This window comes from Pseudomonas sp. A25(2017) (assembly GCF_002001065.1).
Taxonomy (GTDB): Bacteria; Pseudomonadota; Gammaproteobacteria; order Pseudomonadales; family Pseudomonadaceae; genus Aquipseudomonas; species Aquipseudomonas kilonensis.
The window spans coordinates 49,818-65,224 of the sequence record NZ_MUOA01000046.1; the positions used below are offsets into that span (position 1 = coordinate 49,818).

Consider the following 15,407-nt stretch of genomic DNA (forward strand, 5'->3'; position numbering starts at 1 on the left):
ACACCTGGATGACACCCCTGGCGCTCGGCCATGAAAAACAGACGCGTGCCAGCGAAATTTCGGGCGAGTCCCGCGCCTTCGAGCGTAATCGATAAAACCTGATCGTGCGGGCATCCTCCACAGATAAACGGTTTAGCCAGGGGAAAGCGCGTGAAGCACAGATGACGTTCACGGCCATGTAACAAAATGCAACTAGCGTGGCATCCATGACCTGCTCACGCAATGGAAGCTCAGCCGCTCACTTCCACCGCTCACCGAATCGGGTTTCATCATGACAAACCAGACCCTGGTCATGGACTCATCGAGTGCCATCGCCCCCAGTTCAAGACCGCAGCTCAACCGCAAACCGAGCGTGATCACCCTGGTGGTGTTTTTCGCCGTACTGGGCAGCGGCCTGCTGTTTACCGCCTACAGCCTGATGCACGACATGAGCGAACTCGGCACCGTGGTGACCACCTGGACGCCGTTCCTGCTGTTGGGCGTGGCGCTGCTGATTGCCCTTGGCTTCGAATTCGTCAACGGCTTCCACGACACCGCCAACGCCGTCGCCACGGTCATTTATACCAACTCCATGGCGCCGAACTTCGCCGTGGCCTGGTCGGGCTTCTTCAACTTCCTCGGAGTGCTGCTCTCCAGCGGCGCCGTGGCCTTCGGCATCATCGCCCTGCTGCCGGTGGAACTGATCCTGCAAGTCGGCTCCTCCGCCGGCTTCGCCATGATCTTCGCCCTGCTGATCGCCGCGATCCTGTGGAACCTGGGCACCTGGTGGCTGGGCTTGCCGGCGTCGTCGTCCCACACGCTGATCGGCTCGATCATCGGCGTGGGCGTCGCCAATGCCCTGATGCACGGGCGTGACGGCACCAGCGGTGTGGACTGGGCCCAGGCGACCAAGATCGGCTATGCGTTACTGTTGTCGCCGCTGGTGGGCTTCGGTTGCGCTGCGTTGCTGCTGCTGGCGCTGCGGGCCTTCGTCAAGAACCGCTCGCTGTACAAGGCCCCCGAAGGCAATACGCCGCCGCCCTGGTGGATTCGCGGCATGCTGATCCTGACCTGCACCGGCGTGTCATTCGCCCACGGCTCCAACGACGGCCAGAAAGGCATGGGCCTGATCATGCTGATTCTGGTCGGCACCCTGCCGATGGCGTATGCGCTGAACCGCACCATGCCGGCCGACCAGGCGCTGCAATTCGCCGCCGTGGCGCAAGTCACCCAGCAAGCCCTGGTCAAGCACTCGTCGCTGCCGGCCCCGGCAAATCCGCGAGCGATCCTTTCCGCCTACGTGGGCAGCAAGGAAGCGACGCCGCAGTTGGTTCCGGCCCTGGCCGCCATGACCGGCAGCATTGGCGCCGAGGTCAAGGGCTACGGTTCGCTGGCCAAGGTCCCCGCCGAAGCCGTGGGCAACGTGCGCAACGACATGTACCTGACCAGCGAAACCATTCGCCTGATGGACAAGAACAAGGTCGGCAACTTCGACGCCGACACCAGCGCCCAGCTGCAATTGTTCAAGCAGCAGATCGACAACTCCACACGGTTCATTCCGCTGTGGGTGAAAATCGCCGTGGCCATCGCCCTCGGCCTGGGCACCATGGTCGGCTGGAAGCGCATCGTGGTGACGGTGGGTGAGAAAATCGGCAAGTCCCACCTGACCTACGCCCAGGGTGCCTCGGCCGAAACCGTCGCCATGCTGACCATCGGCGCCGCCGACCTGTTCGGTTTGCCGGTGTCCACGACCCATGTGTTGTCCTCCGGTGTGGCCGGCACCATGGTCGCCAACGGCTCTGGCTTGCAGATGCGCACCATCCGCAACCTGGTGATGGCCTGGGTACTGACGCTGCCTGCTGCCATCCTCCTTTCCGGCAGCCTCTACTGGTTGTTCACCAAGCTGTTCTGACCAATGTGGGAGCGAGCTTGCTCGCGATGGCGTCAACCCAGACAACCCAGAACCTGTGGCGAGGGAGCTTGCTCCCGCTCGGCTGCGCTGTAGGAGCTGCCGAGCGAAGCGAGGCTGCGATCTTTCCAGAGCCGGTTGAGTATCAAGCGAAAGATCAAAGATCGCAGCCTTCGGCAGCTCCTACAGAGGCCAGCGGGAGCAAGCTCCCTCGCCACGGGGGAATGAGTGAGTTCAAGGCCAGAAACGGTTAATATCGCGCTCCTTCGTCTACCCTCACAGAGCGGCGTACCGCCCTCGTGGGCGTGATGCTTCACCATTCCTTGCCTTCATGTACCGGAGATCCTCCATGCTCAAGCGTTCCCTGGCATTGGCCGTCGGCGTTGCCCTGTCTTTTAGCAGCCTGCTGACCCAGGCCGCCGACACCTTGAAAGTCAGTGCGATTCCCGATGAGGCCCCGACCGAACTGCTGCGCAAGTTCAAGCCGCTGGGTGCCTATCTGGAACAGCAAACCGGCATGAAAGTCGAGTTCGTCCCCGTCAGCGACTACCCCGCCGTGGTCGAAGCGCTGGCCACCGACCGGATCGACATGGCCTGGCTGGGCGGCTTCACCTTCGTGCAGGCACGCCTGAAAACCGGCAACGCCATCCCCCTGGTCCAGCGCGAACAGGACGCCCAGTTCACCAGTAAATTCATCACCGCCGACCCGGCCGTCAAATCCCTCGCTGACCTCAAGGGCAAGACCTTTGCCTTCGGTTCGGTGTCGTCGACGTCCGGCAGCCTCATGCCGCGCTATTTCATGCTCAAGGACGGCATCAAGCCGGAAAGCTACTTCAGTCGCGTGGGCTACTCGGGCGCCCATGACGCCACCGTCGCCTGGGTCCAGGCCGGCAAGGTCGACGCCGGGGTGCTGAACGCCAGCGTCTGGGAAAAACTGGTTGCTGCCGGCAAGGTCGACACGACCAAGGTCAAGGTCTTCGCCACCACCCCAGCCTATTTCGACTACAACTGGACGGTGCGCGGCACCCTCGATCCAGCGCTGGCGGCCAAGATTAAGGCAGCCTTCCTCGCTCTCGACCCGGCCAACCCGAAGGACAAGGAAATCCTCGATCTGCAGGCCGCCAGCCGCTTCATCGAAACCAAGCCTGAGAACTACAAGGGCATCGAGGAAGCCGCACGCGCCGCCGAACTGCTCAAATGACCCTGCAACTGACCCAGGTCAGTGTTACCCATGCCAACGGCGTCCAGGCGCTGCGGGGCATCGACCTGCACATCGGCGCTGGCGAACAGGTCGCCATCATCGGCCCGTCCGGCGCGGGCAAGTCGAGCCTGCTCAACCTGCTGGCCACCGCCCTGCGCCCGGGTAGCGGCGAGCTGCAGTTGCTCGGTGAACGCGCCTGGCAGCTGTCTGCCCGCCAGCGTCAGCGCCTGCGCGCGCGCATCGGCCTGATCCACCAATCGCCGCCGCTGCCGCCACGCCAACGCGTGGTCACGGCGGTCCTGGCCGGAAAGCTCGGTCAGTGGGGCATCGGCAAAAGCCTGTTGAACCTGCTGCATCCGCTGGATATTCCAGGCGCCAGGGCGGCGTTGGCCCGGCTGGACCTGGGCGACAAACTGTTCGCGCAATGCCAGCAGCTGTCGGGCGGACAGCTGCAACGCGTAGGCATTGCCCGGGTGTTGTACCAGGCGCCAGAGGTGCTGCTGGCCGACGAGCCGGTTTCGGCCATGGACCCGGTATTGGCCCAGCACACGCTTTCGGTGCTGTGCCGCCATGCCCGGGAGCACGACGTGACCCTGGTCGCCAGCCTGCACGCGGTGGAACTGGCCTTGGCACACTTTTCCCGGGTCATTGGCCTGCGTGATGGGCAGATCCTGTTCGACCTGCCAACCGAAGCCGTGGACCGTCAGTTGCTCGACACGCTCTACGCCAACGAACAGCTACAGTCTGCGCCAACACCCCCCTCTTCCTTGAGCGTGCAGATCCCCCGATGCTGACACGCGATACCCGAGACCCCGCTACCCGCCCGCGCCTGCGGCTCACTCTGCTGGCCCTCGTCCTGCTGTGGCCAGGCATCCAGTTCAGCGAACTGGACCTCAGCGTGCTGGTGGCGAGCGACAGCCAGAGCGAAATGGGCCGGTTTGTAGCGGCCTTCTGGCCTCCAGCCCATGGCGACGAATTTGTCGAGCTGCTGTGGCAAGCCACCTTGCAGACGCTGGCGATCGCCACGGCCGGCATGGCCCTGGCGTTGCTGTTGGCGGTGCCCGCGAGCCTGCTGGCCAGTCGCGCCCTGTCGCTGTCGGCGGCCTCCCGTGCCGGGCACCCGGGCTATTGGGGCCAACTGCTGCGCTGGCCGGTGCGCGGTCTGCTGATCTTCCTGCGCAGCGTCCCGGAAATCGTCTGGGCGTTGCTCTTCGTCCGTGCCGTCGGCCTCGGCCCCACGGCCGGCGTACTGGCGATCGCCATTACCTACAGCGGCATGTTGGGCAAGGTCTACGCGGAAATCTACGAGTCGGTCGACCAGCGTCCGGCCCATGCGCTCTTGCAATCGGGCAGCAGCCGACTCGCGGCCTTCTGCTACGGGATCCTGCCCAATGTCGCGGCGGAACTGTTGTCGTACACGGTGTATCGCTGGGAATGCGCCATTCGCGCCTCGGTGGTGATGGGTTTCGTCGGTGCCGGGGGCCTGGGCCAGCAGATGGACCTGTCGCTGCGCATGTTCGCCGGCGGTGAAGTGGCCAGCCTGCTGCTGACGTTCCTGGTGCTGGTGCTGCTCGCCGATCAACTCAGCCGCCTGCTGCGCTGGAGGCTGGTATGAACCGCCTGTTCAACGTGGTCATGGTCCTGTGCATCGGCGCGGCGGTCGTCGCCTCGTTCGTCTACCTGGGCATCGACCTGGGCGAGCTCGGCGACAGCGGCAATCTGCACCAGATGGGCGCTTATGCGCAGCGTTTTCTCAGCCCGGACCTAAGCCTGGGCCACCTGAAGGCGATCGGCCACGGCGCCCTGGAAACCCTGGCCATGTCGGCCCTTGGCACCCTGCTCGCGGCGGTCTTCGGCCTGCTATTGGCCTTGCCTGCGGCCGGGCGCTTCGGCTGGCCCCTGCAGAGCGCTTCGCGGCTGGCGCTCAACGCCTTGCGCGCGGTTCCAGAACTGGTGTGGGCGGCGCTGATGGTCCTCGCCGCCGGGCTCGGCCCCAATGCCGGCACCCTGGCCTTGGCCCTGCACACCACCGGCGTGCTCGGCCGGCTGTTCGCCGAAGCGCTGGAAAATACCCCCTCCGAACCGGCCGACGCCATTCGCCTGCAAGGTGGCAATGCGGTATTGGCGTTCTGTTACGGCACGCTGCCCAACCTCCTGCCGCAGCTACTGGCGTACGTCCTGTACCGCTGGGAAAACAATATCCGCATGGCCAGCGTGCTCGGCTTCGTCGGCGCCGGGGGCTTGGGGCAAATGCTCTACGTCAGCCTCAGCCTATTCCAGGAAGCCCAAGGCAGCACGGTGATCCTGGCGATGTTGCTACTGGTTTTCGCGGTCGATACGTTGAGCAGCTGGAGTCGTCAACGCTGGGTCAAGGCTTGAGGTCTTTGGCAAAACCAACACGTTCGATGAAACCACGCAACCTGTGGGAGCGTAATGCTGTTCACTTAAGCCTTCCCGAGATTCTGGTCTTCCGTTCCGAGAGGCATAGTTTTTTTGGTGTGGATATCCGTTTTCTTTGTAACGGCTACTTATGGTTCCGCTCTTACAGCGGCTCACTTTTGAGAAGCCCGGAAGCCGGCCCAGTCAAAAGTAAGCAAAACGCTCCTGCCCCACCACTCGGTGCCTCGCCTAGGCTCGGCATGCCCTCACTCCGGCATTGCTCCGTGGGCCCGCCGCGAAGGGCCATCCATGGCCCAGCGCGGCTATCCCGGCATCCATGCCGGGATGCCCACTGCGCAATACCTGCGTTCGGCCAGCGTGGTTAACGGGGCGCCCGAGATCAACGTCCGCCACGAGGCGGCCTGATAGCCGACCTGGTTCTTGATGGGGACCGCGTTTTTCCTGTGGGAGCGAGCCTGCTCGCGATTGGGCCAGTAAACCCAACATCCATGTGACTGAACCACCGCCATCGCGAGCAAGCTCGGCTCCCACACAGGTTCTTGGTCGTTTATAAGATCAGTGTCCACCGCCGATCCCTGTGGGAGCCGAGCTTGCTCGCGATGGCGGTGGATCTGCTTGCATCAATGCTGATTGTGGCACCTTCGCGAGCAGGCTCACTCCCACATTAATTGGATTGGAGTACGACCGGGAGAACCAGGCCGGCTATCAGGCCGCCTCGCGAGCAAGCTTTGCTCCCACAGATCTGATGGGTGTACGACCGGGAGAGCCAGGTCGGCTACTAGGCCGCCTCGGCGTGGACGTGGATCTCGGGCGCCCCGTTAACCACGATGGCCGAACGCAGGCATTGCGCAGTGAGCCCAGGGAGCAATGCCGGAGTGAGGGCATGCCGAGCCTAAGCGAGGCACCGAGTGGTGGGGCAGAAGCGTTTTGCTTACTTTTGACTGGGCCAGCTTCCGGGCTTCTCAAAAGTGAGCCGCTGTAAGAGCGGAACCGTCAGTGGCCGTTACCGAAGAAACGGATATACACACCAAAGCAAGTAGATACCGGCTCAAAAAACGGCGCTTTCCATTCCTGAAACAAGCACCATCTACACCCTCTCCATCAACGTCTGCTGGGCATCCGCCTCTCCCTGCAACAGCTCAATTACCCAGTCGATAAAGACCCTCACCCTGGGCGACAACTGTCGATGGGGCGGGTACACCGCTGAGATCGGCCACGTCGGCACGCTGTAGTTTTCAAGTACCTGAACCAACCTGCCCCCGGCCAACTGCTGTTGCACGTGATAACGCGGCACCTGGATCAAGCCGAACCCCGCTTCACAGGCCGTCACATAGGCGTCGGCATTGTTGACGTTCAAGTCACTGGGCAATTGCATTTCGCGCACCCGTCCCGCCACCTCGAATTCGAACGGGAAGAACCGTCCATTGCCAGACGCAAACCCTATGGCCCGGTGCGCCGTCAAATCCTCCAACCGCCCGGGTGTGCCGGCGCGGGCCAGATAGCCAGGGCTGGCGCACGTCAGTTGATGCAGGCGCACGATGGGACGCGCCACCAGCGCCTGGTCGACGACATTGCCGGCGCGGATTGCGCAATCCACGCCCTCGCGCTGCAGATGGACCTGGCGGTCATGAAAACCCATGTCCAGTTGCAACGCCGGGTAGCGGCGATAGAAATCCGGCAGGCGCGGCAAGATCCAGGTGCAACCAAAGGCGATGGGCATGTCCACTTTCAAGGTGCCGCGCGGCTGGCTGCGTTGCGCCGATAACGAACTTTCCAGGTCGTCGAGGTCGTCCAGCAACTGGCCGCTGCGCTGGTAATACGCTTGCCCATCGAGCGTTGCGCGCACCTGCCGGGTGGTGCGTTGCAACAGTTGCACGCCCAGATGGGCTTCCAACTGTTGGATCAGCAGGCTGACGGTGGCCCGGGGCAGCCCAAGGTCATCGGCCGCCTTGCCAAAACCGCCCAGTTCAACGATGCGCCGGAACACCTGCATGGCCTGTAATCGGTCCAATCTCGCGCCTCACTATTTAGACATCACGAATAGTTAAACCAATAATCGTGGATTTATCCAGGAAACCGCTTGATAGAGACTGCACAGGTCGTTCATTTCCAGGAGCTATCAGCATGAAGACTCGCCAACTCGGCCATCACGGCCCTCACGTTTCCTCCATCGGCCTGGGCTGCATGGGCATGTCGGACTTCTACACCACGGGCGTGGACGAACGCGAAGCGATTGCCACGCTGCACCGCGCCGTGGAACTGGGCGTGACGCTGTTCGACACCGCCGACATGTACGGGCCGCATACCAACGAAGAACTGCTCGGACGGGCCCTGCGTGGCAAGCGTGACGGCCTGTACCTGGCGAGCAAGTTCGGCCTGGTGCGCAGCAGCGATCCCCATGCCCGCGGCGTCAATGGTCGCCCCGACTACGTCCGGCAATCTGTCGACGGCAGCCTCAAGCGCCTCGATACCGATTACCTCGACCTCTACTACCAGCACCGCATCGATCCTGACGTACCCGTCGAAGAAACCATCGGCGCCATGGCCGAGTTGGTCAAGGCCGGCAAGGTCCGCCACATCGGGATCTCGGAAGCCAGCGCCGAGACCATCCAGCGAGCCCACGCCGTGCATCCCCTGGCAGCGGTGCAAAGCGAATACTCGCTGTGGTCCCGCGAGCCCGAACACAATGGCGTGCTCGCTACTTGCCGGCGCCTGGGCATTGCATTCGTCGCCTACAGTCCCTTGGGCCGGGGCTTTCTGACTGGCGAGCTGAAATCACCGGAGGATTTCGCCGCCGATGACTATCGCCGCTTCAACCCGCGCTTCCAGGCCGACAACTTCAATCACAACCTGGCGCTGGTAGAGCGGGTCAAGGCATTGGCCTTGGACAAGGGCATCAGCGCCGCGCAATTGGCCTTGGCCTGGGTATTGGCCCAGGGCGACCACGTCATCCCGATCCCGGGCACCAAGCAGCGCAAGTACCTGGAGAGCAACGTGGCAGCTTCTTCAGTGGTGTTGAGCGCTGGTGAATTGGCCCAGCTGGACGGGATTTTCGCAGGCGAAGGTGCTGTGGCGGGCGACCGATACCAGGCGCACACGATGACGTTGTTGAACGGTTGATCCTTCGGCTGGGCTGGCAGTTTCGACAGGCCGGATTCAAGCAGGCGCCAGCCCAGCCGATAACCCTATACAATAATAGCTCCCAGACCTCCGGGTTCTGCCAGTTGCATAGGGTAATGATCAATGGATTGGCCGCTGAATCGCCTGCTGATGTGGGGCGTCCTGATGTTCCTCGCTGCAAGCGCTTATGCGGCAGAGGCGCCGCTGCGCATCGTGACCGAGGAGCTACCGCCCTACAACATGACGCAGAACGGCCGAATGACCGGCATGAGCACCGAGGTGGTCCAGGCCGTGCTCAAGGAAGTCGGCATGGACGCGCCTATCCATTCCATGCCGTGGGCCCGGGCCTACGAACTGGCGCTCAATGAAAGCAACGTATTGATCTACTCGATCGTCCGCACGCCTGCACGCGAATCGCTTTTCCAGTGGGTCGGCAGCATCGGCCCGACGCAGTGGTACATCTACTCGCTGGCGGACCGGCCGGTGAAACTCGACTCGCTGGCCGATGCCCATGGGCACCAGATCGCCACGGTCAATCAGGACGTGGGTGAGCAATACCTGGTCTCGAAGGGCTTTCGCATCGGCGAAGAACTGCAGTCGAGCACCAAGTACGAACACAACTACCGCAAGCTCAAGGTCGATCACGTGGAGCTGTGGATTTCCAATGAGCTCAACGCGCTGTACCTGACGCGCCAGAATGGCGAAGACCCGGACAAGTTGCTGATCCGCTCGCTGGCGCTGCCCGAGCTAAGCAGCGCCGATGGCTTGAGCATGGCATTCAGCCGCAATACGCCGGCCGATACGGTGGCGAAATTCCGTGTGGGCCTGGAGACCGTCCGGCGCAATGGCGTCTACGATGCCATCCTGCGCAAATGGTTATGACATGGATGCCAATTTTCGTACTGCGTCCTCCCTGCAACCACAGACCAAGGCGTTCAGCTCCCTAGGGCGCCGCCTGGTGCTGGCAACGCTGCTGTTCTGCCTGCTCTTTACCCTGGCGATGGTCACCTGGCGTACCTGGCTGGCCTGGGAAAACAACCTGGCGGAAATGAATTCGGAGCTGGCCCTGATCGATCAGGTGTTCCAGAACACCCTGGCCCATGCCATATGGGAACTGGACCGTGAATCCCTCGACCAGCAAATCAGCAGCGTCGCCACGGCAGCCCCCGTGGGTCGCGTGGCGTTGAACATCCTGCGCCCCGGGCAAGCGCCTGAAGTCATCGAAATCAATCGATACGCCGCCGACCAATCGGGCGTGGTGCCGGTGCTGCGTCGAGAGCTTATCGCGCATCCCTACGCCGGGGCCCATGAAAAAGTCGGCGAGCTGACCATCGAAGGCGACAACAACCTGCTTTGGGAACGCCTCTGGGGCGAAGCACGCAGCATCGTCATCACCCAGCTCATCCAGTCCTTGCTGCTGGCCGGGTTGGTCATGACCGTGTTCAATCGCCTGGTGACCGTGCATGTGGTGCACATCGCCCGGCACCTGGGCGAACTGGCGCCGCAAACCCTCATGCGTCACCTCAAGCTGCAACGGGCGGTGCAGCGCCAGGACGAACTGGGCCTGCTCGAATTCCAGGTCAATACACTCCAGGACAATCTGCGCGCCCATCTGGAGCGCCAGCATTCGGACGAACTGGCCCTTGCCGCCAGCCGCGACCAAATGGCCGAACTGGTCGAGGCCCGCACCGCAGAATTGAAGGCGGCCAACCAGGCCCTCGAAGCACTGTCACGTCACGACGATTTGACGGGGCTGGCCAACCGTCGCTATTTCGACGAGTTGAAGGACATCGAGTTTCGCCGGGCGATCCGCCACAAGACCCCGCTGGCCGTGCTCATGTGCGATGTCGATTTCTTCAAGATCTACAACGACACCTACGGCCACATGCAAGGCGACTTGTGCTTGAAAGAGATCGCCGAGACCTTGCGCAGCGTGTTCGGCCGCTCTGGCGAACTGACTGCGCGCGTCGGCGGCGAAGAGTTCGTCGTGGTCCTGCCCAACGTCGACGCCGCCCTGGCCTGCGAGGCCGCCCAACGTTTCCGTGCAAGCCTGGCAGAACGTGAACTGCCCCACAGCGGTTCCAAGGTGTCGCCGTTTGTCACCGTGAGCATCGGCGTCGCCGAGTTGGACCCGGAGACCATGGACCATTTCGATCAACTGCTGCAACGCGCCGACCAGGCGCTGTACCGGGCCAAACACCAGGGGCGCGACTGCGTCGCCCTGTAAACCATCGCGTGCCATGAGGTCTGTATATGCACTATCGCCTGATACTCTGCTCGTGCTTGCTCCTCACCTCGATCAGTCTGCAAAGCCACGCCGAGGCGATCGAAGTCGTGACCGAAGACTCCCTCTACGCCTACCAGCGTGACGACAAGGTCGTCGGGCCGGGCAGTCGCATCGCCGAAGAAACGCTGAAAAACGCGCAGCTCACCGACTACAGCCTGTCGCTGTACCCGTGGGCCCGGGCCTATGAAAAAGCCCTGCACGAACCTAACGTGCTGATCTTCCCGTTGGACCGCACCCCAGCCCGCGAGCAACTGTTCAAATGGGTGGGTGAAATACATCGGGTGGCGAGCCGGCTCTATAAGCTGCGCGACAATAAAGACATAGCCGTCAACAACCTCGAGGAGGCCAAGCAGTACAGCATCGGCGTGGTGCGAAACGACGCCAAGCAGATTTACCTGCAACAGCGTGGGTTTACCCGGCTGGTCATCTCGGCCAACAACCACGACAACTTTCAAAAACTGCTGAATCGCCAGATCCAGTTGCTGCCGATGCCGGAGAACACCGCGCGCCTGATGAGCCAAGATGCCCAAATGGATTTCACTTCGCTGGAAGAGGTCTACATCCTCGACGAACAACCCCACAAGGTCCACCTGGCGTTCAGCCTGAGCACACCGGATGAAGTCGTCGCCAAGGCCCAGCGCGCTTTCGAGCAGCTCAAGGCTTCCGGTGAAGTGGCGCGGATCATGAACGAACAGCGGTAGACTCTGGGGGATCACACCACAAGCAACGATGAGGTATGTCCCGATGAGTAAAGCGTCCTACGTTCCGCCCCAGGTCTGGAAAAACGACGCCCCGTCTGGCGGCCAGTTCGCCAGCATCAACCGCCCTATCGCCGGGCCGACCCATGAAAAAATCTTGCCGATTGGTAAACAGCCGCTGCAGCTCTACTCCCTGGCCACGCCCAATGGTGTGAAGGTGACCATCCTGCTGGAGGAACTGCTGGCGCAGGGTCATACAGGCGCGGAATACGACGCCTGGCTGATCCGCATCAGCGAAGGCGACCAGTTCTCCAGCGGTTTTGTCGAGATCAACCCCAACTCCAAGATCCCGGCCCTGCTGGATCGCAGCGTGGAGCCCGGCATCCGGGTCTTCGAGTCCGGCTCGATCCTGCTGTACCTGGCGGAAAAATTCGGCGCCTTCCTGCCCACCGACCTGGCAGGTCGCACCGAAACATTGAACTGGCTGTTCTGGCAGATGGGCTCCGCCCCGTACCTGGGCGGTGGCTTCGGGCATTTCTACGCGTATGCGCCGGAGAAACTCGAATACCCGATCAATCGCTTCACCATGGAAGCCAAGCGTCAACTCGACGTCCTGGATCGCCGCCTCGGCGAAAGCCAATACCTGGCAGGCGATGACTACACCATCGCCGACATCGCGGTCTGGCCCTGGTATGGGCAACTGGTGCGCAACAACGTGTACGGCGCCGCCGAATTCCTGAGTGCCCACGAATACACCCATGTGCAGCGCTGGGCAGAAGACATTGCCAAGCGCCCCGCCGTCCAGCGCGGACAGCGGGTCAACCGCACGTGGGGAGATGAGGCGAGCCAAGCGCCGGAGCGGCATGAGGCTGCGGATCTGGGCTGAGGCCCTGTGGGAGCGGGCTTGCTCGCGAAAGCGGTGGATCAGCTGGCATTGATGCTGAATGTGCCGACACCTTCGCGAGCAAGCCCGCTCCCACACTGGACGGGTGATGAACCTCGGTTTCTCGACCAGCACAGCCCCCCTCTGTGGGAGCGAGCCTGCTCGCGAAAGCGGTGGATCAGCTGGCCTCGATGCTGAATGTGCCGACGTCATCGCGAGCAAGCTTGCTCCCACAGTTTTCCCCCCAAGCTTTTCGTCAAGTGTTCAGCGGCTGGCTTCCAGCTTGTACCCATCGCCCGCCGACGCCGGGGTCGTTTCATTGGCCAGGGCAAAGATACACTCGTCCAAATAAGGCCTGACGTCCGCCCATTTCTTGCCATCGGCGATAAATCCCCGCAGCTTCTTGCCCGCATCCACCACATCCGGTTCATGCGCCATCAACATGAGCCTGGCGACTGAACTGGCATCACCGTCCTTGTGCTTGGCATGATCCTGCCGAGCGTAAGAGTGAAACGCCTCGATCCTCCCCAGCGCAGCCTCGGTACGGCCCATGCACTTGTCACCCAGGATCTCTTCGCGCCGCTGTGCGTGCCCCCCGGCAAAGCTGTCCTGGACAAGGTGAAGCAAACTGCCAAACGCCACCTGATTCACGTTCGCCCGCAACCATGGACGCCCGACAGCAAAAAGATCCTGCACCGTCTGCCCGTTATTGAAATGCTGCTCCCAGCCTTCGATCTTGATGTCTTTCAAATAGGTATTGATGGGATAGGTTCCATCGGCAACCCCCCAGGCAAACTCGGCCCACATCATGATTTCACGCTTGGTCTTCTCCGGCGCGTCACCCTCTTGGGAAGCCATTGAGTGCAAGAATTGCAGGTCGCCGAAATGCGAACGGGAGATGTAGTTTCCCGCCCCCATAAACGCTATTGGATCAGAGGCGCTTATGCTCTCCGCCTTCTCGAAGAGATTGACCCAGCACCGCGTCTGCGAAATAAACCCAACCGAGTAGCGACCATTGCAACCCTTGGTCTTGGCATCTTCCGCGCCCGGCATGAACACCGGATCATCGTTCCAGCGAACCCCGGCAATGATGTAGGCGCCAGCATTCTCCAGATTGGGGTTGCTGCAATCCTGCCAATCCCCGTCACATCCATAGATCTTCTGCGTCAACGCCTCGTGGGCAGGATCGGAAAAATTATGCAGCACAAAACTGGCAAAAGGCACCGTCGCCTTATAGGAAACCCCGTATTTCTTGGCCATCTCCCGCTCAGCCAAGGTGCCATCCGGCGAGAGTTGAAAAGCGTTGACCTGGCCGATGCAACCCAACAAAACACCCCAGGCCACTCCGGACACGGCTTTGTATGTATTCATGGATTGTCTCTGCATAGGGCGATGACGAGCAGGTTCTCGTCTCGCACCTGGGGTTGTGGTGGGCGTGATAAATGGCAAGATGCCACCGTCGATAGCATAGCGGGTGTCGCTTTGCCGTCCAGGCGTCATAGGGCTGATTTTTCCGTAGGCGTCTCCTGGGCCCCATACGAAAGTCGCTGATCAACAGGCGGAGTAAACCCCAACCAAAAGCCCCTATGGGCCGCCCCCGCAAATAGCACAAGCTCACGCCCATACAAGCCCCCCGCCGTGACCACTACAGAGAAAGGACTCCGCACGCATACCTCGTACGCGTCACGTCGCGCTCAACCGAGTCCAGCCATGAACCTACTGAACCTCTTCAACACAGCCCGAGCCCGTACTCAAGGGGCTGTCAGCGTGGCCTGCACCTCTGCTGAATTGGACCAGGCGCTGGCCAACGTACGTATCATTCCAGTGCTGATCACCGGCTTCGTCTCCCCTCACCTGGACATCGATCAAGTCGCCGCCAAGGTCAAGAAGCGCTTCGCCCACAGCACCATCAGCCTGTGCACGACGTCAGGTGAGCTGTGCAACGGTGCGAACACGCTGTACTGCCAGACCGGCGAAACCTGGGATCGGGTGGTGCTGCAGCTGTTTGACGCCAGTGTGATTGTGTCGGCCGAGGTGGTGATGGTGCCGCTGGAGTGCGAGGACATTCGCGGTGGCGGCAAGCGCTTGACCATGCGTGAGCGAATCGCCAGGTTGGTGACTAACATCAAGCAGGCGCAAGTGAGCACACCGATTGACCATCGCGATACCTTGGCCTATGTGGTGTTCGATGGTCTTTCGGCTTCCGAGTCGTTCTTTATGGAGGCACTCTATGAGTCGGGACGTTTCCCTTGCCTGTTCGTCGGCGGCTCGGCCGGTGGCAAGACCGATTTCAAGAAGACCCTGATCAGTGACGGGCAACGCAGTTATCAGAATCATGCGCAGATTGTCTTCCTGAAAACCGCGGCGGACGTGCGCTTCGGAGTGTTCAAGAGTCAGAACTTCCAACCGGCCGGGCTGACGTTCAGCGTGCTGACCGCGTCGGTCGAAGACCGCACCATCGACCAGGTCATCGACAGCCGTGGCAACATCAAGAGCATGGTCCAGGCGCTGTGCGATGCATTCGAGTGCAGTGCGCAGGCGCTGGAAAAGAAGCTGGCCGATTATTCATTTGCCATCCGCGTGGGCGATGAGCTGTTCGTCCGTTCCATTGCCCGCATCGACTATCAGCAGCAGATCATCCAGCTGTTCTGCGACGTGGCGCCCGGCGAAGAGTTGGTGATGGTCAAGCGCACGCCCCTGCGCGAGGCGACCCGGCTCGACTACGAGAAATTCCTCAAGGGCAAAGGCGGCCGTCCGGTGGCCGCTATTCTCAACGACTGCATCCTGCGCCGGCTCAACAACAGCAGCGACCTGGGCAGCATGGCCGGTATTTTCGGGGATGTGCCTTTGGCCGGCTTCTCGACGTTTGGTGAAATCCTCGGTTTGAACCTTAACCAGACACTTACGGCGATTTTCTTCTTCAGAGTCAC

The 15,407-nt window shown here is 61.7% G+C and carries 12 protein-coding genes and 1 pseudogene; 11 read left to right on the top strand and 2 right to left on the bottom strand.

The features are described from left to right. Positions 1-271 precede the first annotated feature (271 nt). The 5 genes from B0E42_RS07420 (at position 272) to phnE (B0E42_RS07440) (ending at position 5,468) form a co-directional block, all read left to right on the top strand. Entirely contained in the window at positions 272-1,891 is a 1,620-nt protein-coding gene (locus tag B0E42_RS07420) for an inorganic phosphate transporter (RefSeq protein ID WP_053187723.1), read from the top strand. A 346-nt stretch (positions 1,892-2,237) separates the two neighbouring features. Next, a complete protein-coding gene (locus B0E42_RS07425) occupies positions 2,238-3,089 on the top strand; it encodes a putative selenate ABC transporter substrate-binding protein (protein ID WP_014339226.1) in 852 nt (283 codons plus the stop codon). Beyond that, positions 3,086-3,883 carry a phosphonate ABC transporter ATP-binding protein gene (locus B0E42_RS07430; protein WP_077506114.1) on the top strand — a complete coding sequence of 266 codons (798 nt, stop codon included), beginning with the start codon at positions 3,086-3,088 and terminating at the stop codon, positions 3,881-3,883. The genes B0E42_RS07425 and B0E42_RS07430 overlap by 4 nt, the downstream gene beginning before the upstream one ends. Then, positions 3,877-4,704: a phosphonate ABC transporter, permease protein PhnE gene (phnE, locus tag B0E42_RS07435; protein WP_077506115.1), complete on the top strand. Its 828-nt coding sequence runs from the start codon at positions 3,877-3,879 to the stop codon at positions 4,702-4,704. The genes B0E42_RS07430 and phnE (B0E42_RS07435) overlap by 7 nt, the downstream gene beginning before the upstream one ends. Beyond that, on the top strand, positions 4,701-5,468 hold the full coding sequence (phnE, locus tag B0E42_RS07440) for a phosphonate ABC transporter, permease protein PhnE (protein WP_018603814.1): 768 nt from the start codon (positions 4,701-4,703) through the stop codon (positions 5,466-5,468). The genes phnE (B0E42_RS07435) and phnE (B0E42_RS07440) overlap by 4 nt, the downstream gene beginning before the upstream one ends. Before the next feature lie 1,108 nt (positions 5,469-6,576). On the opposite strand, the gene B0E42_RS07450 is transcribed toward phnE (B0E42_RS07440), so the two are convergent. Beyond that, a complete protein-coding gene (locus B0E42_RS07450) occupies positions 6,577-7,500 on the bottom strand; it encodes a LysR family transcriptional regulator (protein ID WP_077506116.1) in 924 nt (307 codons plus the stop codon). 113 nt (positions 7,501-7,613) lie between these two features. Between B0E42_RS07450 and B0E42_RS07455 the strand changes: the two genes are divergently transcribed. The 5 genes from B0E42_RS07455 to yghU all read left to right on the top strand — a co-directional run bounded on the left by B0E42_RS07455 (position 7,614) and on the right by yghU (position 12,480). Continuing rightward, on the top strand, positions 7,614-8,609 hold the full coding sequence (locus B0E42_RS07455; RefSeq protein WP_018600658.1) for an aldo/keto reductase: 996 nt from the start codon (positions 7,614-7,616) through the stop codon (positions 8,607-8,609). Between the two features lie 123 nt (positions 8,610-8,732). Beyond that, complete coding sequence (locus B0E42_RS07460; protein ID WP_077506117.1) at positions 8,733-9,491, top strand: ABC transporter substrate-binding protein; 759 nt, start codon at positions 8,733-8,735, stop codon at positions 9,489-9,491. A 1-nt stretch (position 9,492) separates the two neighbouring features. Next, a complete protein-coding gene (locus tag B0E42_RS07465; protein WP_018600654.1) occupies positions 9,493-10,836 on the top strand; it encodes a diguanylate cyclase in 1,344 nt (447 codons plus the stop codon). Positions 10,837-10,862: 26 nt separating this feature from the next. After that, on the top strand, positions 10,863-11,597 hold the full coding sequence (locus B0E42_RS07470) for an ABC transporter substrate-binding protein (protein WP_077506118.1): 735 nt from the start codon (positions 10,863-10,865) through the stop codon (positions 11,595-11,597). Between the two features lie 43 nt (positions 11,598-11,640). Beyond that, on the top strand, positions 11,641-12,480 hold the full coding sequence (gene yghU, locus B0E42_RS07475; protein WP_077506119.1) for a glutathione-dependent disulfide-bond oxidoreductase: 840 nt from the start codon (positions 11,641-11,643) through the stop codon (positions 12,478-12,480). A 261-nt stretch (positions 12,481-12,741) separates the two neighbouring features. Here the strand turns inward: yghU and B0E42_RS07480 are convergent, their stop codons facing one another. Beyond that, positions 12,742-13,848, bottom strand: coding sequence for a hypothetical protein (locus B0E42_RS07480; RefSeq protein ID WP_077506202.1), 1,107 nt, complete (start codon positions 13,846-13,848; stop codon positions 12,742-12,744). 339 nt (positions 13,849-14,187) lie between these two features. Here B0E42_RS07480 and B0E42_RS31680 point away from each other — a divergent pair. Then, a pseudogene (locus tag B0E42_RS31680) lies at positions 14,188-15,342 on the top strand (FIST signal transduction protein); the annotation flags it as partial. Between the last annotated feature and the right edge of the window lie 65 nt (positions 15,343-15,407).